General features: G+C 49.9%; 26 protein-coding genes. 5 read left to right on the top strand and 21 right to left on the bottom strand.

Translation table 11 applies throughout. The annotated features are described in order from the left end of the window. The 15 genes from C7B16_RS20325 to C7B16_RS20410 form a co-directional block, all read right to left on the bottom strand. Nucleotides 1-1552 (bottom strand): autotransporter outer membrane beta-barrel domain-containing protein (locus C7B16_RS20325; RefSeq protein ID WP_143192615.1); only part of this gene is annotated, 1552 nt, incomplete at its 3' end. A 622-nt stretch (nucleotides 1553-2174) separates the two neighbouring features. Next, entirely contained in the window at nucleotides 2175-3713 is a 1539-nt protein-coding gene (emrB, locus tag C7B16_RS20330) for a multidrug efflux MFS transporter permease subunit EmrB (protein WP_107180070.1), read from the bottom strand. 16 nt (nucleotides 3714-3729) lie between these two features. Then, nucleotides 3730-4902 (bottom strand): multidrug efflux MFS transporter periplasmic adaptor subunit EmrA, encoded by a 1173-nt coding sequence (gene emrA, locus C7B16_RS20335; protein ID WP_001516927.1) that lies wholly within the window; start codon nucleotides 4900-4902, stop codon nucleotides 3730-3732. Between the two features lie 126 nt (nucleotides 4903-5028). Beyond that, nucleotides 5029-5559, bottom strand: a complete 531-nt coding sequence (emrR, locus tag C7B16_RS20345) for a multidrug efflux transporter EmrAB transcriptional repressor EmrR (protein ID WP_000378441.1) — start codon at nucleotides 5557-5559, stop codon at nucleotides 5029-5031. A gap of 90 nt (nucleotides 5560-5649) precedes the next feature. Continuing rightward, nucleotides 5650-5985: an L-valine transporter subunit YgaH gene (gene ygaH / locus C7B16_RS20350; RefSeq protein WP_001516926.1), complete on the bottom strand. Its 336-nt coding sequence runs from the start codon at nucleotides 5983-5985 to the stop codon at nucleotides 5650-5652. Then, nucleotides 5975-6712, bottom strand: a complete 738-nt coding sequence (gene ygaZ, locus C7B16_RS20355) for an L-valine exporter subunit YgaZ (protein ID WP_000254577.1) — start codon at nucleotides 6710-6712, stop codon at nucleotides 5975-5977. The genes ygaH and ygaZ overlap by 11 nt, the downstream gene beginning before the upstream one ends. 123 nt (nucleotides 6713-6835) lie before the next feature. Next, nucleotides 6836-8020: an MFS transporter gene (locus tag C7B16_RS20360; RefSeq protein WP_001516925.1), complete on the bottom strand. Its 1185-nt coding sequence runs from the start codon at nucleotides 8018-8020 to the stop codon at nucleotides 6836-6838. Between the two features lie 490 nt (nucleotides 8021-8510). Next, entirely contained in the window at nucleotides 8511-9503 is a 993-nt protein-coding gene (gene proX / locus C7B16_RS20365) for a glycine betaine/L-proline ABC transporter substrate-binding protein ProX (protein ID WP_001516924.1), read from the bottom strand. Nucleotides 9504-9560: 57 nt separating this feature from the next. Beyond that, nucleotides 9561-10625, bottom strand: coding sequence for a glycine betaine/L-proline ABC transporter permease ProW (gene proW, locus C7B16_RS20370; RefSeq protein WP_000774962.1), 1065 nt, complete (start codon nucleotides 10623-10625; stop codon nucleotides 9561-9563). After that, nucleotides 10618-11820: a glycine betaine/L-proline ABC transporter ATP-binding protein ProV gene (gene proV, locus C7B16_RS20375; protein ID WP_000985481.1), complete on the bottom strand. Its 1203-nt coding sequence runs from the start codon at nucleotides 11818-11820 to the stop codon at nucleotides 10618-10620. Before proV ends, proW begins: the two co-directional genes overlap by 8 nt. Before the next feature lie 356 nt (nucleotides 11821-12176). Further along, entirely contained in the window at nucleotides 12177-13136 is a 960-nt protein-coding gene (gene nrdF / locus C7B16_RS20385) for a class 1b ribonucleoside-diphosphate reductase subunit beta (protein ID WP_107180071.1), read from the bottom strand. Between the two features lie 9 nt (nucleotides 13137-13145). Further along, nucleotides 13146-15290 (bottom strand): class 1b ribonucleoside-diphosphate reductase subunit alpha, encoded by a 2145-nt coding sequence (gene nrdE / locus C7B16_RS20390; RefSeq protein ID WP_000246498.1) that lies wholly within the window; start codon nucleotides 15288-15290, stop codon nucleotides 13146-13148. Beyond that, nucleotides 15263-15673: a class Ib ribonucleoside-diphosphate reductase assembly flavoprotein NrdI gene (gene nrdI / locus C7B16_RS20395; protein WP_107180072.1), complete on the bottom strand. Its 411-nt coding sequence runs from the start codon at nucleotides 15671-15673 to the stop codon at nucleotides 15263-15265. Before nrdI ends, nrdE begins: the two co-directional genes overlap by 28 nt. Beyond that, the gene (nrdH, locus tag C7B16_RS20400) at nucleotides 15670-15915 is read right to left on the bottom strand and encodes a glutaredoxin-like protein NrdH (protein ID WP_001223225.1); all 246 of its coding nucleotides are present in this window, start codon (nucleotides 15913-15915) and stop codon (nucleotides 15670-15672) included. The genes nrdI and nrdH overlap by 4 nt, the downstream gene beginning before the upstream one ends. A 208-nt stretch (nucleotides 15916-16123) precedes the next feature. After that, nucleotides 16124-16555 carry a carboxymuconolactone decarboxylase family protein gene (locus C7B16_RS20410; RefSeq protein ID WP_000209798.1) on the bottom strand — a complete coding sequence of 144 codons (432 nt, stop codon included), beginning with the start codon at nucleotides 16553-16555 and terminating at the stop codon, nucleotides 16124-16126. Nucleotides 16556-16642: 87 nt separating this feature from the next. Between C7B16_RS20410 and C7B16_RS20415 the strand changes: the two genes are divergently transcribed. Next, nucleotides 16643-17977: a PLP-dependent aminotransferase family protein gene (locus C7B16_RS20415; RefSeq protein ID WP_016249104.1), complete on the top strand. Its 1335-nt coding sequence runs from the start codon at nucleotides 16643-16645 to the stop codon at nucleotides 17975-17977. 55 nt (nucleotides 17978-18032) lie between these two features. On the opposite strand, the gene C7B16_RS20420 is transcribed toward C7B16_RS20415, so the two are convergent. Then, nucleotides 18033-18362, bottom strand: coding sequence for a DUF883 domain-containing protein (locus tag C7B16_RS20420; RefSeq protein ID WP_000483312.1), 330 nt, complete (start codon nucleotides 18360-18362; stop codon nucleotides 18033-18035). 150 nt (nucleotides 18363-18512) lie between these two features. Between C7B16_RS20420 and C7B16_RS20425 the strand changes: the two genes are divergently transcribed. Then, the gene (locus tag C7B16_RS20425; RefSeq protein WP_000281311.1) at nucleotides 18513-18857 is read left to right on the top strand and encodes a DUF2002 family protein; all 345 of its coding nucleotides are present in this window, start codon (nucleotides 18513-18515) and stop codon (nucleotides 18855-18857) included. Between the two features lie 36 nt (nucleotides 18858-18893). On the opposite strand, the gene alaE is transcribed toward C7B16_RS20425, so the two are convergent. Next, a complete protein-coding gene (gene alaE / locus C7B16_RS20430; protein ID WP_000492662.1) occupies nucleotides 18894-19343 on the bottom strand; it encodes an L-alanine exporter AlaE in 450 nt (149 codons plus the stop codon). A gap of 666 nt (nucleotides 19344-20009) precedes the next feature. Between alaE and stpA the strand changes: the two genes are divergently transcribed. After that, entirely contained in the window at nucleotides 20010-20411 is a 402-nt protein-coding gene (gene stpA / locus C7B16_RS20435; RefSeq protein WP_000115376.1) for a DNA-binding protein StpA, read from the top strand. A 46-nt stretch (nucleotides 20412-20457) separates the two neighbouring features. On the opposite strand, the gene C7B16_RS20440 is transcribed toward stpA, so the two are convergent. Together C7B16_RS20440 and C7B16_RS20445 are read right to left on the bottom strand one after the other, a co-directional pair. After that, nucleotides 20458-20982 carry a rhodanese family protein gene (locus tag C7B16_RS20440; protein ID WP_001229434.1) on the bottom strand — a complete coding sequence of 175 codons (525 nt, stop codon included), beginning with the start codon at nucleotides 20980-20982 and terminating at the stop codon, nucleotides 20458-20460. Between the two features lie 9 nt (nucleotides 20983-20991). After that, entirely contained in the window at nucleotides 20992-21291 is a 300-nt protein-coding gene (locus C7B16_RS20445) for an ArsR/SmtB family transcription factor (protein ID WP_016262450.1), read from the bottom strand. A gap of 182 nt (nucleotides 21292-21473) precedes the next feature. On the opposite strand from C7B16_RS20445, the gene C7B16_RS20450 reads away from it, so the two are divergent. Further along, nucleotides 21474-21632 carry a YqaE/Pmp3 family membrane protein gene (locus C7B16_RS20450; protein ID WP_000508177.1) on the top strand — a complete coding sequence of 53 codons (159 nt, stop codon included), beginning with the start codon at nucleotides 21474-21476 and terminating at the stop codon, nucleotides 21630-21632. A gap of 83 nt (nucleotides 21633-21715) precedes the next feature. Further along, the gene (gene kbp / locus C7B16_RS20455) at nucleotides 21716-22165 is read left to right on the top strand and encodes a potassium binding protein Kbp (protein WP_000522431.1); all 450 of its coding nucleotides are present in this window, start codon (nucleotides 21716-21718) and stop codon (nucleotides 22163-22165) included. 3 nt (nucleotides 22166-22168) lie between these two features. Here kbp and csiR read toward each other — a convergent pair whose 3' ends face one another. Continuing rightward, nucleotides 22169-22828: a DNA-binding transcriptional regulator CsiR gene (gene csiR, locus C7B16_RS20460; RefSeq protein ID WP_001516917.1), complete on the bottom strand. Its 660-nt coding sequence runs from the start codon at nucleotides 22826-22828 to the stop codon at nucleotides 22169-22171. Nucleotides 22829-22848: 20 nt separating this feature from the next. Further along, complete coding sequence (gene gabP, locus C7B16_RS20465) at nucleotides 22849-24249, bottom strand: GABA permease (protein WP_000531675.1); 1401 nt, start codon at nucleotides 24247-24249, stop codon at nucleotides 22849-22851. Nucleotides 24250-24703 lie beyond the last annotated feature (454 nt).

The raw sequence follows: 24703 nt of genomic DNA on the forward strand, positions 1-24703 counted from the left end.
GGATGACGGGCAGTTCCGGTGGGGTATACGGTCCTGCGGGAATTTCACTGGTTAAAAACCAGTTCTGGTTGTCGCTTTTTACCACGTTGTAGTCATAGGGACCGGCAACAATACGACCTTCTTTACTAAACGTTCCCTCTGATGCGCCAGTTATTTCAATAATGCGGATCCCTTCAAGCGTATCGGCTCCCTGACCACCGGCATTACTAACACTCACACGGGTATGACCAGACGTGTTGCCTTTTACAATTAATTTATCAGTCGCGGAATTATCATCGCCGAGTTCGGTACGCATAACTAACAAACCATTATTAGCAGTGTAATTGCCATTAATGGTGAGTGTGGCAGGCGTGAATTTGTCGCCATTTTTTGAGGAAGATAGTGTTGCTGTACCCGCCAAATCCAGTGTATTTAAGGTTTGTGAAAAACCGTCTAAATCGATATTCCCTTCACTGTCGACAACATAATCGGAGTTTGGGCTGAAGGTATCGTTGACACCGGCGCGCAAAGTGCCTTTATTTATATTCGTTTGGCCAGAGTAGGTATTTGCGCCTGTCAACGTCGTGACTCCGGAACCTTCCTGGTTAACTTCGCCTTTGCCAACTATATCTGCAGCCAGGATAAAATCTTCGCTGGAGTGGTTAAAATTAATTTGTGCAGCACTATTCCCGGCATTACTTCCCATATGGATAATCGGCGTCTTGATGACCCCCGCTTTCTGTTCTGCTTCTCCCTGCGCTCCACCAATGTTTAGAATACCGGTGCTGGTTTCTGCTATCCCAAGCCAGATAAATTGATTAGCACTGACCGTGGCATTATTACTAACGGTAAGTATCCCCTTGGCCTCGTTCTGCACTGAACTCAATCCCCCGAGGTTGATATATTCATTCACTGTTAATGAAGAATTGTCGCCATCAACCAGCGTTTCACCGTATCCAGTCCCGTGAAAATCCCCTGTACTTCCAGTAAAACCAATGAGCACATCCTTTGATGCCGTAAGATGACCGCCATGCGTGATTTCGAGTTTACCTGTTCCCTGATCGCCGACCATCACATACGTTGCAGAAACGGAAGAACCCGCACCGTCAATAATGACTTGCCCTTGTGCCTGGTAATCATATTCACCGATTCTGAATTCATTTAAATCGGTGATAGTACTGCCGCTAAGCACCATTAAGGTTCCTGAACCACCATTGATACCTAAATAAATATTGTGTTCATAAGGCGATGCATTATTAATCGTCAGATGAGTATTGTTTTCTAATTTCATTATCCCTGAAATTGCATTACCGATTGTGATTTTGGAGGTGGTCAGATCACGCCCGTCTATATTCAACGTACCTTCACTTGTTTCTCCAACATTAAGAAAACGAAATTGATCCCAGGTTGATGAATTATTTTCGGATGAGGATAGCGTTACAACATCATTATTGTTGATAGTAACATCGCTGTTGATACTTGTTGGTGGTGCCCATGCCAGTGAAACGGGTATTGATAACACGGTCGAAATAGCTATTGCCAGCGTTGACAAGGGATGCTTTTTGATGTTCATAAAGTTCCTTCTCATCCTTATGATTTATTTTAAGATAAATAACAAATCCACAGTAACGACGTAAAAACTTAATTTTTAAGACCACTGAAAAGGGGTACTGCTCTATCAAATGAAGAGTAGTGCGTGAAACCAATGTTTATAAACCAGTTTAATTTGTAATTAATTTAATATTAATTTGTTTTGATGGTTTAGGCGTTGTGCTAAAAAATAAGTTGCATAATTTTCTATAGGAAAAATCTTTAAATACATTAAGTGGTAAAAAGTGACAAAAAGAAAAGTTAGAAAAATCATCAAGATATATTCTGCCGATGCTTTTCTTGAATTTAATAATGATGGCAAATTAATTTTATGTTTATTGTTTGCACATTTACTTAGAGTTGGTAAATACCAGGATTATTGTCAAAAAAATAATATAAATATGCTTTCCGCACATCGATAAAATGCATAAAAATATGAGATAAAATATGCCGTTATTAGGAAAAATATAAATATATTGTCTGTTTTTTTTGATTGATGAACTGCTTATTAAGCAACCCTGAATAATGGCATCATTTGGCATTGATAAAACAACCGTTTGCAGAATAGGCAAATAAAAAGGGAGCCGCAGCTCCCTTTGACAACATTAGTGCGCACCGCCTCCGCCGCCACCTGCGCCAAATGGCGGCCTGGCAAACCACACCAGTCCCAGCAGGACGAGGAATATCCCGGCCGACATCCAGAAGATCTCATTAGCGGAAATAATCAGCCCCTGATTGGTGATCTGCTGAGCAATCCAGCCGGAAGCCTGCTGTTGCGTCATTCCCAGACCCTCCAGTTGATGGTACATCGCCTGGGCGTTCGGGTTATACGGATTCACCGACTCGGTCAACTGCGCATGATGCAGCGACTCGCGGTTGGTCCACATGGTAGTGGTTATCGACGTGCCAATAGACCCCGCCAGCGTTCGCGTAAAGTTGGAGAGACTCGACGCCGCCGCCAGTCGTTCAGGTGGCAAACCAGAAAGCGTAATGGTGGTCAGCGGCATAAAGAAGCAGGCCACCGCGAAGCCCTGGATAAACTGCGGCCAGGCCGACGCGCCAAAATCCATACCGGGTTCAAAGGTATAAGCACGCCAGTAGAAACAGACGGCATACATAATAAAGCTGAAGGTTACCAGCCGACGCATATCCAGTTTATGCGCAAAACGACCGATAATTGGCGACAGGATCACCGGGATAATCCCTACCGGCGCAGACGCCAACCCTGCCCAGGTTGCTGTGTAGCCGTAGACTTCCTGCAACAATTGCGGCAGCAAAACAATCGCGCCGAAGTAGAGCATATAAGCGAGGCTGATACACAAGCAGCCAATGGTAAAATTGCGTGACTTAAACAGCGACAGATCAACTATTGGGTTGTCATCTGTCAGCTCCCAGACAATCAGGAAGCTGATAGCCACTACCGCCACCACGGTGAGAATGATAATTTCCTGTGATGAGAACCAGTCCAGTTCTTTACCCCGGTCGAGCATAATCTGCAGGCTACCGATACCAATCACTAACAGCGCCAGCCCTACGGCATCAATCCGTCGCCGCTCGGTGCGGGTTTCGCGTCCGCGCAAGGTCTGTAGCGTCATCAACACCACTGCCATGCCAATTGGCACGTTGATAAAGAAGATCCAACCCCAGTGATAATTGTCGCTGATATAACCGCCGAGGATCGGGCCGCAAATAGGCGCGACAATCACCGTCATTGACCACAAGGCCAGTGCGATGGAACGTTTGGCTGGCGGGTAGTTATTCAGTAATAGACTTTGTGAAAGCGGGATCAATGGCCCGGCGACAATCCCCTGAATGACGCGGAAGAAGATCAGCATATTCAGACTACTGGAAACACCACACGCCCACGAAGCAATGGCGAAGGCGATGGTCGACCAGAGGAACAGCTTCACTTCCCCGACGCGCTTCGCCAGCCAGCCGGTAAGCGGGATCGAGATGGCGTTCGCCACCCCGAAGGAGGTGATCACCCACGTTCCCTGGCTGAGCGATGAGCCAAGGTTTCCGGCGATAGTAGGGATCGCCACGTTAGCAATGGTGGAGTCCAGCACCTGCATGAATGTCGCCAGCGATAGCGCAATCGTCATAATGACCAGTTGCGCACCTTCCAGCGGTTTTTGCTGTTGCATCACACGCACCTCTGGATTAGCCAGCGTTAGCTTTTACGATATCGTCGATCAGTTTATTGACGGGTTCCAGGCTGATTTCACGAGCGGTACTTACTGCTACCGGCGTGGAACGTACTTTGTTAGCCAGTACCTGGCCGTCACGGTTAGTGGTATTGACGCTCACCAGTGTGGATAAACCGATCCGTAGCGGATATTGCTCAAGTTGCTTTTGATCCAACTCGATGCGAACAGGCAGACGCTGAACCACTTTGATCCAGTTACCGGTAGCGTTTTGCGCCGGAAGCAGCGAAAACGCGCTACCCGTACCCATATCCAGACCGACCACTTTACCGGTGTATTTCACGTCATCACCGTAAATATCAGTGGTGATGGTGACCGGCTGGCCGATACGCATATTGGCAATCTGGGTCTCTTTAAAGTTGGCATCCACCCACATATTAGTCGCCGGAACGACCGCCATCAGCGGCGTTGTTGGGCTAATTTGCGCACCCGGTTGAACGGCACGGCGGGAGACATAACCGGTCATCGGGCTGACAATACGGGTACGTTCCAGCGCCAGCCAGGCATTGCGCACTTCAGTGGCAGCTTGTTGCACGGCCGGTTGATCTTCCAGTTTAGTACCCAGAATCATCGCCTGATTGGCATTGTATTGTTGAATGGCGACATCCAGTTGCGCCTGGGCGCTGGTAACAGCATCGCGGGCGTGTTGCAGCTCTTCGCGGCCAATCAGGTTGGCATTACCCAGCGGCACGCGGCGGTTGTAGTCGCTTTGTGCTTTGGCGAGGGCGATTTTCTGCACCTCAATATTTGCCTGCAACTGCTTGCTGTTAATCATCAGTTGGTGGGTCTGACGTACGCTGGAAGCCAGTGCTGTTTTGGCTTTTTCAAACGCCTGGCGAGCATCAGTCGGGTCGAGAGTGACCAGCACATCGCCTTCTTTTACAAAATCGGTGTTATCGGCCCAGACTTTCGTCACGCTGCCTGACACCTGAGACATAATTTGAATCTGATTCCCTGCCACGTATGCGTCATCAGTTTCTTCGAAATGACGCAGTACCAAAAACCAATAAATCCCTATCGCTACGGCAATAATAATAAAGAGCAAGGTGAGAAGGAGGAGCAGACGCTTACGTTTGCCGCTCTTCTTTACCGGTTGCTGCGGGCTTTGTGTCTCCGCATTTGCGCTCATAGTATTCTCCACGATCTTCTTAACTCATCGGCTGAGCCGACCTGCTTGCCAAAAAGGCCAGCACGTTGCGATGCTGGCCGGTCAGTTTTTCTTTTATAAATCTGGATTTTTGAGCGAGATGACGCGTTAGCTCATCGCTTCGAGAACCGCACCGTCTTGTTCCATCTGATCGAGACGGGAGAGCAATTTGCGGGTGATTTGCTCAAGCTGATCTTTTTCTGTTGTGCTGAGCGCGGACCAGAGTTGATGCAGGCAGTTATGCTGCGGCGGTAAAACCTCGCGCAAAAACTCGTGACCTTTTTCCGTTAATTGCAGATGCAGGCAGCGGCGATCGTTATCGCTTTCACGACGTTCGATCCAGCCGCGTTTTTCCAGTTCATCGGCAATACGCGTCGCATTGGTACGGGATGATCCAAGAGCACAACTTAATTCAGAAGGCTGAATGCTGTGGTTTTCCTGAGACTCCAGCGTAATCAACGCCATAAACAACGTCTCGTTAATCCCCTGAGCCTTCAGCATTTTATTGCGGTTTTCCAGCAACTTGCTCTGCATATGCATGCAAAGACGGGTCAGAAGGATCTCCTGATAAGGAAAATCTTCGTGGCGGCTGGCGCGAAATTTTAGCATTTGTTCAATGGGCGTAAACGAACTATCCATTTGGGTATGACCTCATTAATTTCAGCCGATATAGTAACGACAGTGACAAATAAAGTAAATGTATTGTTTTAGAAAAATGATTCTTGTGGGTTATATAATCGCCATCACTTTCCAGGCCAGCCCGTAGGCCAGCGCACTTATCAGAGTGGGGACGATAATGCTGCGTGTTTTATAGAAACTGCCACCCAATACTGCAAAACCAACCAGCGTGGGCACGAAGCGGCGTGAGTCGTGCATCACTTCTGGTGCGGTAGAGACAACCAGCAGAGCGCAAATTGAGGCGATGCCAATGGTGTCGAGCAAAATACCCACCGCGCCACGCTTGGTTGGGCGGGTATTACCCACCCGCAGGCGCAGTGGTAAATAGCGGAAGCAGTAATTCGCCGCGCCAACCAGTAATCCAAGCAGTAAAACCTCATAGCTCATCAGCGGCTCCTTGCCAGAATGCCTGGATTAACGCAGTGAGGCAGCCAAAGACAATGCCTGCCAGAATGGCGACGGGAATAGAAAATAGCGTTACGCCTGCAAGGGCACCAACTAACGCTGCGGTAACGCAAAGAGATTGTTTGCGCTGGAAAGAGGCGAGCAGGAAACTCATAAAGAGAGCCGGCAGCATAAAGCCTAATGCTGCTTCAACGGCGGGATAACCTTGCAGCAAACCGCCGCCCGAAAATGCCCCTATTACCGTACCAAATACCCACGATGACCATGAACTGAAGGCAATGCCGATCATCCAGTTTTCGCTCCAGCGGCGATTATTACGTACCAGTTTTGCCGTTGCAGCGGCAAAAACCTCGTCCGTCAGGCCAAACGCCCACAGGGCGGTTTTCGATTTTTGCAGACGCTGAACAATACGGCTACGCAGTGACGGGCCATACAAAACATGGCGAACATCCATTGCCATCACGGTCAATGCAGCAATCCACAAACTACTCCCGGCTGCCAGCATCGCGGTAATGACAAACTGGCTCGCACCTGCATAAATGATGCAGGAGAAAAAAACACTTTCGAGAGGAGTGAAGCCCTGGCGGGTTGCATTCAGACCGAACGCAAAAGCCACCGGAATATAACTAATAACAATCGGTAAACTGTCTTTGCATCCTTCCATGAAGGTCGCCGGACCAGAAGCTGGCAGAGGAGTAGGGCTTACCATAGAGTGTACGCTTAACGATTGTTAATATTATAAACAGACTGAATGAATATCTTAACCTTATCAGACTGATGGGCTTCTTAACACCCTTATAAGTGTAAAGCCACGAAAACGGTTGCTGATTGCTTAATTTGCGGCTTCCTGACGATGAAAACCTCGCCACCAGACCACCAGGTTAACCAGGGCGATCACCGCGCCAGCCAGACAAACGCCAGCCCAACCCGCATGTTGCCAGGCGGATGCAGAAATCAGTGAACCGGCAGCACCGCCAATAAAGTAACTGGTCATGTAGCCTGCGGTCAGGCGATTACGCGCATCAGGGTGAATACGGTAAATCACGGTTTGATTGGTGATATGCACGCCCTGGACGGTGAGATCCAGCACCAGGATGCCGATAATCAGCGCCAGTACGGAAGTTTGACCAAACCAGATTGCCAGCCATGAAAGTAACAACAACAGCAGACCAAACGTTGTTGTGAGGTGCGATTTTCCTTTATCGGCAAAACCGCCCGCCGGGCGAGCGCCCAACGCCCCGGCAGCTCCCGCAAGGCCAAACAGACCAATCACGCCATCGCTGTAATTAAAAGGCGGCGCGGCGAGCAAAAAAGCCATCGATGTCCATAGAATGCTGAAGTTGGCAAAGGTCAGGCAGCCCAGTAACGCGCGGGTACGCAGGATCTTATCGCTGATAAACATGCTGAAAACGGAACCTAACAACTGTGGGTAGTTGAGGTGGTTTTCTGATTTCATTTGTGGCAGGCCGCGCCATAACGCCAGCGCCATCAGTGCCATTAACACCGATGCGACCCAGAAGACGGTGCGCCAGCCGCCGAGGTTTGCCAGCAATCCTGCAACGGTACGTGCCAGCAAAATCCCCAGTAGCAAACCGCTCATAATGGTGCCAACCACCTTGCCGCGTTTGTCTGGTGAAGCCAGTGTTGCCGCCAGTGGAACCAGAATTTGCGCCACGACCGAGAATAAACCGGTTAATGCCGTTCCGAGGATCATCATGGCGAGTGATTGACTGCTGGCGGTGATCAACATACCGCCTGCAGCCAGTAAGGTCATGGAAACAATCAGGCGGCGGCGTTCAAACATATCGCCCAATGGGACAAGAAACAGCAGGCCAGCGGCATAGCCTAATTGTGCGGCGGTGACAATAAAGCCCGCCGAACTGGCGGAAAGAGAAAAGTTACGCGCGATGGTGTCGAGCAATGGCTGGGCGTAATAGTTGCTGGCGACTGCCAGACCGGTGGCGATCGACATCAGCACGATCAGCGCCGGGCTAAGCTCATGATTGGTTTTAGTCATTATTGTTGTTTATCAGGTGATGATTAGTCTGGAAATCAATAATAGCGGATGTTTATGAATGGGGGCGAAAGATAGCTTGTTGAAATGTGCTGTGTGGTTTGTAGGCATGATAAGACGCGTCAGCGTCGCATCAGGCATTGAGCACAGAACGGCGGATGCGGCGTAAACACCTTATCCGCCCTACGAAATGAGCGTGGTTTGTAGGCCTGATAAGACGCGTCAGCGTCGCATCAGGCATTGAGCACAGAACGGCGGATGCGGCGAAAACGCCTTATCCGCCCTACGAAATGAGTGTGGTTTGTAGGCATGATAAGACGCGCCAGCGTCGCATCAGGCATTGTGCACAGAACGGCGGATGCGGCGTAAACACCTTATCCGCCCTACGAAATGAGTGTGGTTTGTAGGCATGATAAGACGCGTCAGCGTCGCATCAGGCATTGTGCACAGAATGGCGGATACGGCGTAAACACCCTATCCGCCCGAATAAAAACTACTTCTGCGCTGCCAGCGCCTCATTCACCCAGCCATCAAACTGCTGCTGGTGGGCTTTGATCCAGCCATCAACGTGGCCCTGAATATCGCCTTCTGAGGCTTTGCCGTCATGCATAATGGCGTTCTGGGCGTTAATGTCCGCAACCGGCAACTGCATAATGGCGAACAGTTTCGCTGCCGCCGGGTTTTTCTCGGCCCAGGCTTTGTTGGCAACGATATGCATGGTGCTAACCGGGAAGCCGTAATTTGCGCCATTCGGCAGTTTGGTATCGGCGTTTTTATCACCCGGCAGTGCGGAGAACGGCACCTGCAACCAGACCACATCTTTCCCCGGCTTCAGTTCGTTACTCACCCAGTACGGTGTCCAGGTGTAGTAAAACACCGGCTTGCCCTCTTTGTAACGGCTGATGGTGTCGGCCATCATCGCCGCGTAGTTCCCCTGATTATGGGTTACGGTATTCGTCAGATCATAAGCGGCAAGCTGGTGGTTGATAGCGCCTTCGCAGCCCCAGCCGGGGTTACAGCCAGTTAAATCCGCTTTGCCATCGCCGTTGGTATCAAACAGTTTGGCAATCTTCGGATCTTTTAGCTGCGCGATGTTGGTAATTTTGTACTGGTCGGCCGTTTTCTTATCGATCAGGTATCCCTGCGCAGCGCCGTTAACAAATGTCCCTTCGCGATAAAACTTCTTATCGCCACCGGCAGCCTCATACATGTTGTCATGCAGCGGCGTCCAGTTCACAGCGGTAAAGGTCGCATCGCCGGAAGCCAGTGACGTATAACCAACGTTGTAATCCACTTCGCTGGGTTTGTTGACGGTATAACCTAATTTTTCCAGCGCACGGCTGACCAGCAACGTCTGGAAGGTTTCTTCGGTAATGGTGCTCTGAACCGGATTAACGGTAATACCTTTGCCCGGCAGATCGGCAGCAAAAGTTTGTGTAGAGATAAGCGTGGCAAACGCTGTCGCAAAAAGTACGCTATGTCGCATTGTTATTCCTTTTTTGGGCAGGGTGGCAATGCCCGGCGTCACCGGGCAGGTGCAGAGTTATTTAATGAACGGACGGGTCAGCAGACCGACAGGGCCAGTGGTGTACCAGCGACGGTTGCCGCGACTACGTGAGTCGCGCCCCACGGCCTGTGTCAGGCGATCGAGGATAATGGCGAGGATGACAATCCCGACGCCGCCAACGGTGGCAAGCCCCATATCCAGACGCCCGATACCGCGCAGTACCATTTGACCCAGCCCGCCGACGGCAATCATCGAGGCGATGACTACCATAGAAAGGGCCAGCATCAGCGTCTGGTTGACGCCCGCCATAATGGTCGGCATCGCCAGCGGTAACTGAACTTTGAACAGCATCTGGCGCGGGCTGGCACCGAATGAGCGCGAGGCTTCAATCAGATCCGCCGGAACCTGGTTAATCCCCAAAATGGTCAGACGGATAATAGGCGGCAGAGCAAAGATGATGGTCACCACCACGCCCGGCACGTTGCCGATACCAAACAGCATGACGATTGGCACCAGATAGACAAACGCTGGCGTCGTCTGCATGGCATCAAGCAGTGGACGGATGATTTTTGCTGCCCGTGGGCTTCTTGCCAGCCAGATCCCCAGCGGCAAACCGATGACAATACAGAATAGCAGGGCGGTTAACACCAGCGCCAAAGTCACCATTGCCTGCGACCATGCGCCGATCGCGCCGATAGCAATCAGTGAAACCAGCGTCGCCACGCCCATTCCGACACCGGAAATCTGCCAGGCTATCAGGGCGAAAACGATAATTGCCACAGGCGCGGGCATCCCCAGCAGCAGTTGCTGGAAACCGTTGAGGATATAATCCACCGGAACACGCACGCCCTGGAAGAGGGGGCGGAAATGGGTAACGACCCAGTCGATCCCTTCAGTTACCCAACTGTCGAGTGGGATCAGCGTCTTATGAAACGGATCGAGAATATTAAAATGCTCGACATTTGGTGCAGGCGTACTGGTCAGCCAGTCAGCGCCGCCGCCGTCAGTCGGTGCCGCAGCCGGTGTACCCCAGGCATCTGCGGATTGTGCGGCGCTGTCTGCCGCTGGCGTGGTATCCCACGGATTATTTTGATCAGCCATTATTTACCCCCTCACGATCTAAAGCGCGCAGCAGCATTCCTTTCGAAATGATGCCGACATACTGTTGGTCCTCGTCGACCACGGGCACCGCACAGGGTGCCTGTCCGACATGAGAGAGCAACTCGCTAAGAGGCGTTTGCGCATCGACCGCTAACGGCGCATCAATCAGCGCCGCATCAAGACCTTGCTGCTGCGTTAATGCTGCTTTTAACGAATCGATAGAGACTGCGCCGACAAATTTATTACCGCGTTCGATGACGTAGCCATATTCGCGATCTTCATCCTGTAATAATTTCAGTGCCGAACGCGGACCGAAGCCGGGGGTTTTACGAATTAAACCATTCGGGCTGCGGCGGGCAATATCTTTCGCGCTGAATACCTGACTAATATCAACGCCGCGGAAGAAGGTGCGGACATAATCATTCGCCGGATTATTGAGAATTTCATCCGGTGTGCCGACCTGTACCACTTCGCCATTTTGCATAATGGCAATTCGGTCGCCAATACGCATAGCTTCATCGAGATCGTGAGAAATAAAGACAATGGTGCGCTGATGTTTCGCCTGTAATTTTACCAATTCATCCTGCATCTCGGTGCGAATTAATGGATCGAGCGCCGAGAAGGCTTCATCCATTAATAAAATATCCGGATTAATGGCTAATGCACGGGCTAATCCAACACGTTGACGCATCCCACCAGAGAGTTCGTCCGGGTAGCTGTGGGCATAATTTTCCAGACCTACCTGACGTAGTGCATCAATGGCTTTTTCCCGACGCTCTTCGGCGTTAATTCCGGCTAGTTCCATGCCAAACGCGGTATTGTCCAGCACGGTCATATGCGGCATTAAGGCAAAGGACTGAAAGACCATCGCAATCTTTTTTCTGCGCACCTCACGGAGTTCGGCGTCGGATATTTTTGCAATATCTACACCGTCAATCAGCACTTGTCCGCGGGTGGGTTCAATCAGGCGATTGAGAAGGCGTACCATTGTGGATTTACCCGAACCGGATAATCCCATGATGACAAATATCTCGCCTTCTTCAATGGCCAGACTGGCGTCTTTTACGCCAAGCGATAGCCCAGTTTTTTCCAGAATTTGTTCTTTTGAAAGTCCTTGTTCGATATATTTGAAAGCTCGCTGTGGATGCTCACCAAATATTTTATAAAGATTTTTAATTTCTAATTTAATTGCCATGCAATAGAAAGATTCCTGTTATTTGTTTATGTCGATATATTACCCAATGGAAATAGTCACTTTTTTCTACCCTAACATACTGAGAATCTGAGGCAACCCCTGAGGGCAAATGTGGCATGAATATTGATGCGAGCAAATTGCCGGAGTTTCCCGTGATATAAGGGCTGAGAGCAAATCGAGAAAAGTTGATATTTTTTGTTATAGATAGCGAAAAAACGCCTGAATATTGTGGTTTCAGGCGAATAATGCAACAGAGGGTCAGTGTAGATCACCACAAAATATTTGCGTGATAAAAAGCTGTTTAACTGGAATTATTTCCCTGCTGTGGGTGGTGATATTTTTGAAAAATAACCTCGTCAAAAATTCCAGTCTTCGTCTTCTGTTTCGACCGCTTTTCCCATCACATAAGAGGAACCAGAGCCGGAAAAGAAATCGTGATTTTCGTCGGCATTCGGTGAAAGCGCGGCAAGGATTGCCGGATTTACTTCTGCCATTTCTGCTGGAAATAACGGTTCGTATCCCAGATTCATTAAGGCTTTATTGGCGTTGTAACAGAGAAACGCTTTCACATCGTCAGCCCATGTTGTTTCGGCGTACAGCTCATCGGTGTATTGCAACTCGTTGTCGTAAAGTTCCAGCAATAAATCGAAGGCGAAACTCTTTAATTCTTCACGTTGTGCCTGGGAGATTTTTTCCAGGCTTTTCTGATATTTATAGCCAATGTAATAACCGTGTACTGCTTCATCGCGGATAATCAGGCGGATCAGATCGGCGGTATTGGTCAGCTTTCCGCGACTGGAAAAATACATTGGCAGCCAGAAGCCGGAATAGAACAAAAATGATTCAAGAAAGACACTGGCGATTTTCTTTTTCAGCGGGCTATCACCGCGATAATATTGCTGAATAATCTGTGCTTTTCGTTGCAACGGCGCATTTTCTTCACTCCAGGCATAGGCGGCATCAACCTCTTTTGTCTGGCACAGCGTCGAGAAAATAGAGCTGTAAGAGCGGGCATGAACGGCTTCCATAAAGCTGATATTCGACAACACTGCTTCTTCATGAGGCGTGAGTGCATCGGGTATCAACGAAGGCGCGCCGATAACGTTTTGCAGCGTGTCGAGCAGCGTCAGGCCAGTAAAAACGCGCATCGTCAGTTGTTGTTCGATGGTACTTAACGTTTGCCACGCGGGAATATCGTTCGACAGTGGCACTTTTTCCGGTAGCCAGAAATTGCTGGTCAGGCGATTCCATACTTCCAGATCTTTATCGTCAGATATCTTGTTCCAGTTGATGGCGCTGATACGTGAGAGTTTCATAGATATTCCTTAAAGTGCACAGGAGACGCAGCCTTCAATTTCAGTGCCTTCCAGCGCCATCTGACGCAGGCGGATGTAGTAGAGCGTTTTGATACCTTTGCGCCAGGCGTAAATCTGCGCTTTATTGATATCGCGAGTGGTGGCGGTATCGGGGAAAAACAGCGTCAGCGACAGCCCCTGATCGACATGGCGAGTCGCTTCGGCGTAGGTGTCGATAATCTTTTCCGCGCCGATTTCGTAAGCGTCCTGATATAGCGCCAGATTTTCGTTAGTCATAAACGGGGCAGGGTAGTAAACGCGTCCTGTTTTGCCCTCTTTGCGTATCTCTACTTTAGCCACAATCGGATGAATACTCGACGTAGCATGGTTGATATAAGAGATAGAACCGGTTGGCGGCACCGCCTGAAGATTCTGGTTGTAAATGCCGTAGTGCATCACGTCGTCGCGCAGTTGCGCCCACATCTCACGGGTAGGTAACGTAATACCGCTACGGGCAAACAGTTCGCCAACTTTCGCCGTTTTCGGCTGCCAGTTCCCTTGCAGATATTGGCTAAAATATTCACCACTGGCATAGCGTGACTGTTTGAATCCGGCGAAGGTTTCACCACGTTCGCGCGCCAGCAACATCGAAGTGCGCAGGGCGTGCCAGGTGATGGTGTAGAAATAGAGATTGGTAAAATCCAGTGCTTCCGGCGAACCGTAAACGATACCCTCACGCGCCAGATAGCCGTGCAGATTCATCTGCCCCAGGCCGATGGCGTGCGAGGCGGCATTTCCGGCTTCGATGGACGGCACGCTGCGGATATGACTCATATCTGACACCGCCGTCAGACCGCGCACGGCTGTCTCTACCGTGCGGGCAAAGTCTGGCGAATCCATAGTGTGAGCAATATTCAACGAGCCTAAATTGCAGGAAATATCATGGCCTGTGCGAGCATAGTCGAGATTCTCGTCATACGCTGAGGCGCTGTTAACCTGCAAAATTTCTGAGCAGAGATTACTCATATTTATGCGCCCGGCAATAGGGTTAGCACGGTTAACCGTATCTTCATACATGATGTAGGGATAGCCGGACTCAAACTGGATCTCCGCCAGCCGCTGGAAGAAATCACGGGCGTTGATGTATTTTTTGCGGATGCGTTCATCGGCAACCAGTTCGTCATAGTGTTCGCTGATGGCGATATCAGCAAACGGCTTGCCGTAAACTCGCTCAACATCATAGGGCGAAAACAGCGCCATCTGCGCATTCTCTTTCGCCAGATGGAAGGTGACATCCGGGATCACTACCCCCAGCGACAACGTTTTAATGCGGATTTTTTCATCGGCATTTTCCCGTTTTGTGTCGAGAAAACGCAGAATATCGGGATGGTGTGCGTGCAGATATACAGCCCCAGCCCCCTGACGAGCGCCGAGCTGGTTGGCATAGGAAAATGCGTCTTCCAGCATTTTCATCACCGGAATCACGCCAGAAGATTGATTTTCAATACGTTTAATCGGTGCACCCGCTTCCCGCAGATTCGACAGCAAAAACGCCACGCCGCCGCCGCGTTTCGACAGTTGTAGTGCGGAATTAACCGCCCGACCAATCGACTCCATATTGTCTTCAATACGTAGCAGAAAACAGGAAACCAGTTCGCCTCGCTGCTGTTTACCACAGTTGAGGAATGTTGGCGTGGCAGGCTGAAAGCGTCCTGACAGCATCTCATCGGTTAGCTGCGTCGCCAGCGTCTCATCACCTTGCGCCAGCGTTAGCGCCACCATCGTGACCCGATCGGCAAAATCTTCCAGATAACGTTTACCGTCGAAAGTCTTCAGCGTATAGCTGGTGTAAAACTTCCATGCACCGAGGAACGTCTGGAAACGAAAACCACTGGCGTGTGCATGGGCAAACAGCGTAATGACAAAGTTGCGAGAGTAGCGGTTGAGGACGCTTTCATCATAGTAACCTTCGTTGACCAGCCAGTTCAGGCGCTGCTGCTGGCTGCTAAAAGTCACACTGTTCGGGCGTACATGTGTCGCCATAAAAGCGTCTACTGCCTGGCGATCTTTATCGAACTGAATGCGACCCGCGCTATCGTAAAGGTTAAGCATCGCATTCAGGGCGTGGTAATCCATCGTTTCCTGCGTCAGGCGGTCTGCGGTTGTCGTTGCCAAAATTCGGTTACTCCTTTACGAACGTTTTCGATATCGCTTTGCGTACCCATGAGTTCAAAGCGGTATAGCCACGGCACGTCGCATTTCCGGGCAATCACATCTCCGGCGCGGCCATACGCCTCACCAAAATTGCGATTACCCGAAGCAATAACGCCGCGAAGCAACGCCCGGTTATGTTCGTCGTTTAAAAAGCGAATCGCCTGCCGTGGCACAGCGCCAGCCGTACCGCCACCGCCGTAAGAGGGCACGATCAGGATGTAAGGCTCGTCTACCTGAATCCGTTCCCGCTCATTGAGCGGAATGCGCACGGCGGGCAGCCCTAAACGTTTGATAAAGCGATGTGTGTTTTCGGAGCTACTGGAGAAGTAGACGAGCTGACTCATGCGCTGGCTGCGTGTGGCGCTGGATGCAGGCGGTTGATCATGTCCGGACGAAAGCCAGACCAGCTAAGATCACCTGCAATCACTACCGGCAACTGGCGAAAGCCCTGGGCACGTAACGCCTCTGCCGCTTCAGGATCGCGATCGACATTAATCATCTCAAAGTCAAAGCCACGGTTTTCCATTGCTCGTTTGGTGGCGTGGCATTGAACGCAATCGTTACGAGTGTAAATAGTAATGCGCATGATTCGTATTTCCGTTTAAAATGAAGATACGGCGCGATGATACGCGTCGGGTTGTATCTCTGTTGATACAGAGATACTAGATGTAGATGAAAAAAGATTCAACCATACAAGATATGGGAATTTTAGATTATTGATACCGCCGTTGAGTGGCTCAACGGGGTAGGGGATTTTGTGTTTTGTTGCCGGGCGAGCCCCCGGCAACAGCAAATTACATCCGCATGGAAACCGCCAGGCGGTTAAAACAATTCATCAGCCCGATGGCAAACGTTAAGTCGCTGATCTCTGCTGCGCTGAAGTACTTAAGCAGAGGCTGATAAACGTCATCTTCTGCATGGGTTCGGGCAATATCGGTCACCGATTCCGCCCATGCCAGCGCCGCCCGCTCGCGATCGTCAAAATGATGGCTTACGCGCCAGCCTGCCAGGGCGTCCAGTTTGTTCTGCGGCACACCGGATTTGCGTAATGCTTTACTGTGCATCTCCAGACAAAATGCGCAGCCGTTGATTTGTGAGACGCGTAAATAAACTAACTCCATCAGAGTGGTATCCAGCGTACTATTTTCCAGCGCCGTTTTGGCCTGCACCAGTGCGTTATACACTGCCGGGCTAAGTTCGTAGTAGGGTTGACGTAATGTAGTCATACAGTTTCTCCTCTTATTAACGCCCGCAATGTAGCACTATAATGGACTGTCAAAGAGAGCCATAAATTACGTAAAAAAGCAGACCATATGCCGCGTTATCAGGAAATCGCCCGTCAGTTAAAAACGGCTATTGAGCAAGGGGAACTGAAACCTGGCGCAAGGCTACCTTCCAGCCGAACCTGGTCGCAGGAACTGGGCGTGTCTCGCTCCACAGTCGAAAATGCTTATGCTGAGCTGGTGGCACAGGGCTGGCTGGTCAGGCGGGGGCAGGCAGGCACCTTTGTCAGCGAACAGATACATCCACAAAAATCATCTTCTGATGTCGTCGTCTTTGCCGGTGAAAGCGAGCAGCCGTTGCCGTTTCAAATGGGATTACCCGCACTCGATCTCTTTCCGCGTGAGCTGTGGGCGCGGGTGATGGGCCGTCGCCTGCGAACCCAGACGCGTTTTAATTTGGCGTTAGGCGATGTCTGCGGCGAGGCGGCGTTGCGCGAGGCAATTGTTGATTATCTACGTGTCTCGCGCGGAATTGAGAGCCAGCCTGAGCAGGTATTTATCACACACGGTTATGCGGCATCGATGAGCTTAATTTTGCGTGCACTGGCGGAACCGGGAGACGGGATGTGGATGGAAGATCCCGGTTTTCCACTGATTCGTCCGATTGTCACTCGCCACGGTGTGAACGTTTTTCCTGTGCCTGTTGACGACAACGGACTGGATGTCACAAGCGGAATACAAAATTATCCTGATGCGCGTTTTGCTCTGATCACTCCGGCACATCAAAGCCCGCTGGGTGTTGCGCTCTCTTTGGCGCGCAGGCACCAGGTGCTGGAATGGGCAGAGCGTAGTCAGGCATGGGTTATTGAAGATGATTACGACAGTGAGTTCCGCTATCACGGTAAGCCGTTACCGGCGCTGAAAAGTCTCGATGCGCCGCAGCGGGTGATTTATGCCGGAACATTTAGCAAATCGCTTTTCCCGGCACTGCGCTGTGCGTGGCTGGTGGTGCCGGTGGAGCAGATTGCGCAATTCCGCCAACAGGCATCGCTGGAGCCATGTGCTGTGCCTGTTCTATGGCAGAACACTCTGGCAGATTTCATTCGTGATGGGCATTTCTGGAGGCATCTGAAGAAAATGCGTCAGCACTATGCTCAGCGTCGGCAGTGGATTGAGCAGGCGCTTACGCAACAGGGATTTCAGGTTGTACCGCAAAAAGGGGGAATCCAGATGGTTATCAGCATGATGGGCGATGATATTGCCTACGCGCGTAAAGCTAATGCCGCTGGCCTTGCGGTGCAGGCATTAAGTACCTGGCGTATTCGGTCAACCGGGAAAGGAGGATTGCTGCTCTCGTTTACCAATATCGTTAGCGAAAGCATGGCGCAGCAGGTGGCACAACAATTACGCGATGCTTTAAGTTAAAAACCCCGAAGTCAGGCTTCGGGGCCAGGGACGTGTATTTATTATCATTGTTCCACTACGATTTGCGCATACCTAACAGTGCACCGATAAAAATCCCTACCGCCGCCGCTGTACCCACGCTACACCAGGGTCTTTCACGAACAAAAGAATCAGCGCAACCCACGGCATCACGTGCGGCTTGTTGGACGCGAGTACGACCATGCATCCGCGCTCTGGTTTCTTTCAGTAGCGCCTGTGCTTTACTGCGTGCAGCTTCGGCTTCCCCTTTGGCGTCGCTACCCCAGGACTTCAATACAGATTCGAGGCTATCAGCTAATTGATTGACATCATTCTGAATATCCTGCACGCCATCATCGACGTCGTTGCGGTTAGGTCGGTTAAACATATGATCCCCCTTTGAATTCGATGTAATTTTCAGTGTAGACCATAATTTTCTTTGCTGAGACTCATCGCGGCTTTATGGACTTTTCTGAAAGCGTTGTGAATGCTCAATCAGGTAAGGTAGGCCCGCGGTAGATAATCACGAGGATAAAATATGTATTTACGACCAGACGAGGTAGCTCGCGTACTTGAGAAAGTCGGTTTTACCGTCGATGTGGTAACCCAGAAAGCATACGGTTACCGCCGTGGGGAACATTATGTTTATGTTAATCGCGAAGCACGAATGGGACGTACCGCACTGGTAATTCATCCAACATTAAAAGAGCGTAGTTCGACGCTGGCAGAACCCGCTTCTGATATTAAAACCTGCGATCATTACCAGCAATTTCCGCTCTACTTTGCGGGCGAGCGACACGAGCATTACGGTATTCCGCATGGTTTTAGTTCGCGTGTTGCGCTTGAACGTTATTTGCATGGCTTGTTTGGCGAAACCAATTAAAGACGCGACTGGCATTGCCAGTCGCGAAAAGAAGAGTCAGGCTTTTACCTGCTGGTAACGGCTGACTTTAAATAGCCGGCGGCAGTAATCGAGGAAGTAGCCATAGACCGCCCCCATCAACATCGAAACAACGATGTTTGAACTGACCGCAGCCATAATCTGGTGCCAGTCTGCGCCCACTACCAGCAAGATCGCCATATACACCGGTGACTGAAACGTCACATAAGCCAGAATATCTGCCAGATTTTTTATCCATCCAGACTGGCTAACTTTGCGTGCCGCGCGCATAAACAGATCCCGGTACATGCCGTATGGCCATGCAATTAAGATGTTCACCGGAATTGCCACTAACCTGGAGTAAAGAGACTGCTCGAAGCTCATTCCGGAGAGGAAAACTTCAATACACATGTTCACGACAGAACAGTAAACAACCATCGCGAACGTGTCTGCAACTGCATGACGCAAGCGTGACTGCGGTGAGAACATGCCAATGCTCCTTAATAAAAGCGAAATCGGATATGAATGAAAATGAATGCAGTGCTCTGAGCTGCCTGTTTCATCTTTGCATAGCGTATATCGCTGGATGCAAGTAATCAATTAGTGAAAAATTTTTATTTATTTTGTTTTCGTAGATAAAATATTCCGCGATGGCGTGTTTTTTGTACATTATGGATTTTTAAATGCTTATTCTAATAATATGATTTAAAATCATATTGTTATGTTGGTATTTTGACATGTTCGGCGGGGAAGGCTAAGGGAGGTAATGCTGCAAAGTGTAGGCAATCCGGCGTAAGTAGCGCTTTTACTCTATCTGGAATTTTTAGCGACTTAAAGCGACTAATGCCAGCATAAAATTTTAGGTGTTGAATTGTTGTTTTATTCGTTTTTTCTGTATATTTATGCGTAGGTTGTTGATTTGCCATCAGTGTCGATGAGACAGAGAGCACCTGACTATTTGCTAATGGCTGGAATGACTAAGCTAAATGGCTAATATATAATCTGAAATAATTATTAATCTATCTGGAAATAACGCTTGAAATAATATCACTGGCGATTGTAAATAGATTAAATTTTGTGGAAATATAATAAACGATCGCTTACACTACGCGGCGAAATACTTTTTTGTTTTGGCGTTAAAAGGTTTTCTTTATTATGTCTGTAATGTTACAAAGTTTAAATAACATCCGCACCCTTCGTGCGATGGCTCGCGAATTCTCCATTGACGTTCTTGAAGAAATGCTCGAAAAATTCAGGGTTGTCACTAAAGAAAGACGTGAAGAAGAAGAACAGCAGCAGCGTGAACTGGCTGAGCGCCAGGAGAAAATTAGCACCTGGCTGGAGCTGATGAAGGCTGACGGAATTAATCCGGAAGAGTTATTTGGTAATAATACTGCTGCACCGCGTGCAGGTAAAAAACGCCAGCCGCGTCCGGCGAAATACCAATTCACCGATTTTAATGGTGAAACCAAAACCTGGACCGGTCAGGGTCGTACACCGAAGCCGATCGCTCAGGCTCTGGCAGAAGGTAAATCTCTCGACGATTTCCTGATCTAATCACTGTTGCCGGATGTCGCCACGATGGCGCGTCCGGCGTCATTACTCAAGCTCGCTGATTCCACGGCATCTTATCTAACAGCCTTGCCATCCCACAAAAACCGCTGATTCCTGCAAACATTAATCCAACACCGACAAATCCACTTAATAAGAAGAAGCTGCTATTAACGGCATAACCCAGTACGACGCCGATTAATATTAAACCACCAGCAGCGATCTGCACCTGACGCATTAATGGCAAAGGCTGGGATTTATTTTCAGCTACTGGAAATCCTGCTTTTTTCCAGCCATCAATTCCGCCTTCCAGTAAAAAAATATCTGCGGGGGAGGCAATCGCTTCTAATTTTTGCGCATTATTACTGGTTCGTTTTCCCGCCTGACAGTGGAATATAATTTGCTCGCTACGTAATTTTGCCGGGAGACCAGACTGTTCCAGCACAGATATCGGTGCCAGAGAGGCTTCTGGAATATGTTCACGAAGATATTCGTCGGCATCGCGAATATCGATTAACTTTGCACCGTGCGCGATTAATTCTTGTGCGTCATGCGGCGAAATTGTTGTCAAAGCCATGGTCACTCCTTACGGACAATAGACATTTTTCAGGGTGGCGATAATGGCATTTACCGCCTCATTTTTTATCGAATAAAGAACGCGCTGCGCATCCCGTTGGCTGTCGATAAGCCCTTCGTCACGCATACGAGCGAGATGCTGTGACGTTGCAGAGGCGCTAAGTCCGGTAATGCGAGCCAGTTCACCGGCGCTGGTGCCGGGTGAACCACAAAGCATGCATAGAATCAGCAGCCGTTTGGGGTGACTCATCGCTTTCAGCAAGGCCGCGGCCTGTTCGGCGCTGGCCTGTAGTTGGGCTAGTTCAGTCATAGTTATTTAAGTATTTGCTAAATTAAGTAAACTCTAAACTAAAAATGCAACGTATACCAGCGTAAGCAGCGTAAATGAGGGTAAAAGCGTAGGCTGAAACGGCCAGGCTCCGCTAAAATCACTACGCTTAAGAGGTGAAATCTCTTTTTAAACAATGATTAATTTTCTTATAGGGAGTAAATATGGGTTTCTGGAGAATCGTCATCACCATCATTTTGCCACCGCTCGGCGTGCTGTTAGGTAAAGGATTTGGTTGGGCGTTCATCATTAATATCCTGCTGACGTTGCTTGGTTATATTCCTGGTTTAATTCACGCTTTTTGGGTGCAAACCCGCGATTAATCCTGTGCTCACCCACGCGGCGTAAACGCGCCGCGTTCCTCTGCTACACTTTCTGAGTGTTTCCATTAACGAATGAGGTAGCTATGGGTCTGTTCAATTTTGTGAAAGAGGCAGGAGAAAAGCTCTGGGATACCGTCACCGGTCAGCATGATAAAGACGATCAGGCGAAGAAGGTGCAAGAGCATCTGAACAAAACCGGTATTCCCGATGCCGATAAAGTGAATATTCAGATTGTCGATGGTAAAGCGACAGTCACAGGTGACGGCTTAAGTCAGGAAGCGAAGGAAAAAATCCTTGTTGCAGTGGGGAATATTTCCGGTATTGCCAGCGTGGACGATCAGGTAAAAACGGCGACGCCAGCAACTGCCAGCCAGTTTTATACCGTTAAGTCTGGCGACACCCTGAGTGCCATTTCCAAACAGGTTTACGGCAACGCCAATCTCTACAATAAAATCTTCGAAGCGAATAAACCGATGCTAAAAAGCCCGGATAAAATTTATCCAGGGCAGGTTTTGCGTATTCCTGAAGAGTGATCGTTATCCCGCCATCGCCTGCTGGATAATCGGAATCGGCGTCAGCAAATGTTGACGCATTAACTCACTGGCGCGCGCAGTATCTCGCGCCAGCACAGCGTCGGTTAAAATTTGATGCTGATCGCGTTTATCTTCCAGCATTTCTACTGAAAGCACTGTTTGCCGCAGCCAGATGAATCTGTAGCGTGCCGCCAGATCAAACAAACGCTCGCGCATTTGTAGTAAATAGTGGGAACCGCAGCCAGCCACAATCGCAGTATGAAATGCCTGATGGCGCTGGTCCCACTCATCAAGCATTTGCTCGCTGGCGTCAGAGGCTTCCAGTTTACCAAGCAAATGTGCTTTCGCGAGAATGTCAGCTTCCCATTCATCACTGCCACGGGCAATCGCCAGACTCACCAGCATCGCTTCCATATTGGCGCGGGCATCGAAAATATCGAGCAGTTCCTGCTCTGACATAGACGCCACCCGATATCCTTTTTGATTCACCACCGTGACCAGTCGTTCCGCTACCAGTTGCGAAAGGGCTTCCCGCAACGGCCCGACGCCGAGTGAATAGCGCGACGTCAGCAAACTCATTCGCAGTTTTTCATCCGGCTGAAAATGGCCGCGAATAATATCGTTCTTCAGCCAGCGATAGCCATCCAGAGACGTAATGGTCATGGTGTGACTCCAGCTCAACGTTAATGCGTATTATGCGCGGGTAATTTTTGCCACATTATTAGCTTTTTCCAGCGCGCCATAATTGGCACGGTACAGATAATCCCTATTGCTAATAAGCCGGTGGAAATGACCTCGAGTTGCTGTGCCGGACGGAATAACATCACCACCAATACAAAGGTAATAAAGCTAATCACCAGCCAGGTAAGCCACGGATAAAGCCACATGCGCAGGCGAATTTCGCCGCCTTCTGCCAGCAGAATTTTACGCATCCGCAATTGTGAAACGGCGATGACTAAATAAACCAGCAGGGCGATGGCGCCGGAGCTGTCGATCAGGAATTTAAACACTTTCGCAGGCGCGTAATAGTTCACCACCACCGTTAAAAACGCCGCACCGGTCGAGAGTAATACAGCCACGTAAGGTGTTTTACTGCGGTTGATTTTGCCCATTACTGCAGGTGCATCACCGCGACGGCTCAGTGAGTAAAGCATTCGCGAGGCGGTATACAGCGCTGAGTTCAGGCAACTGGTCACTGATAGCAAAATAACGCAATCCATAATGAATTTTGCGTGCGGAATATTCAGCAGCTCCAGCACGGAACGGTAGGAACCCACGGTTTTCAGTCCTGGCATATTCCACGGGATGAGAGCCACGACGACAAAAATAGAACACAAATAGAAAATAGAGATACGCCAGATAACCGAGTTGGTGGCGCGAACAATATGTTTATCCGGCGTGTCGGATTCTGCTGCCGCGATGGTGACAATTTCCGCGCCCATAAACGAGAACATGGTGATAAGCATCGCGCTTAATACCGCACCAAAACCATTCGGCATAAAGCCGCCGCTATCCCATAATCTTGAGATACCACTCACTTCGGCATAAGGATAAAAACCGCTAATCGCCACTGCACCGAGGAAAATAAACGCCAGGATAGCAATCACTTTGCATATCGCTAACCAGAACTCAAATTCGCCGTAGTTTTTGACGCTTAATAAATTACTTCCGGTTAAGGCGAGGGTAATAACGAGGGAAAATAACCAGATGGGAATACCGGGAACCCATGAATGCAGGATCATGGCGGCAATGTTGGCTTCTAGCGGGATAACCAGTACCCAAAACCACCAGTACAGCCAGCCGATGGTATAGCCCGCCCAGCGGCCAATGGCTTTATCGGCATAGGTGGAAAAGGAGCCGGTGTCGGGCGTAGCAACCGCCATTTCCGCCAGCATTCGCATAATCATAACCACCAGTAATCCGGCGAACAGATAGGCCAGCAATACCGCCGGACCCGCTTCGGCTATAGCGACGCTGGAACCGACAAACAGACTTGCGCCGATAACACCGGCAATAGACAACATGGTGACGTGGCGTGATTTCAGCCCGCCGCCTAACTCATGTGGTTGCGATGATTGCCCCATCCTGAATCCTCTCGAAAGTGTGTCACTTGGGAGAGCGCCCCGACATTTCCCGCGTCGGGTCACGCGTTTAATTGTTATTAACTCTTTTTGCCGGAGAGCGGCTCCGCCTTATCCGGCCGACATAGATTTATTCCTGTTTACGTACAGATTGTCGGATGCGGCGTAAACGCCTTATCCGACCTGGATTCCCGTAGGCCGGACAAGACGCGAAGCGTCGCCTCCGGCATGGTGCGCCGAATGTCGGATGCGGCGTAAACGCCTTATCCGACCTACATTTCCGTGAGCCGGGCAAGACGCAAAGCGTCGCCTCCGGCATGGGTGCGCCGAGTGTCGGATGCGGTGTAAACGCCTTATCCGACCTGGATTCCCGTAGGCCGGACAAGACGCAAAGCGTCGCCTCCGGCATGGGTGCGCCGGGTGTCGGATGCGGTGTAAACGCCTTATCCGACCAGGA

Origin of the sequence: Escherichia sp. 20412-1 (genome assembly GCF_003027595.1) — a bacterium.
Classification (GTDB): domain Bacteria; phylum Pseudomonadota; class Gammaproteobacteria; order Enterobacterales; family Enterobacteriaceae; genus Escherichia; species Escherichia marmotae.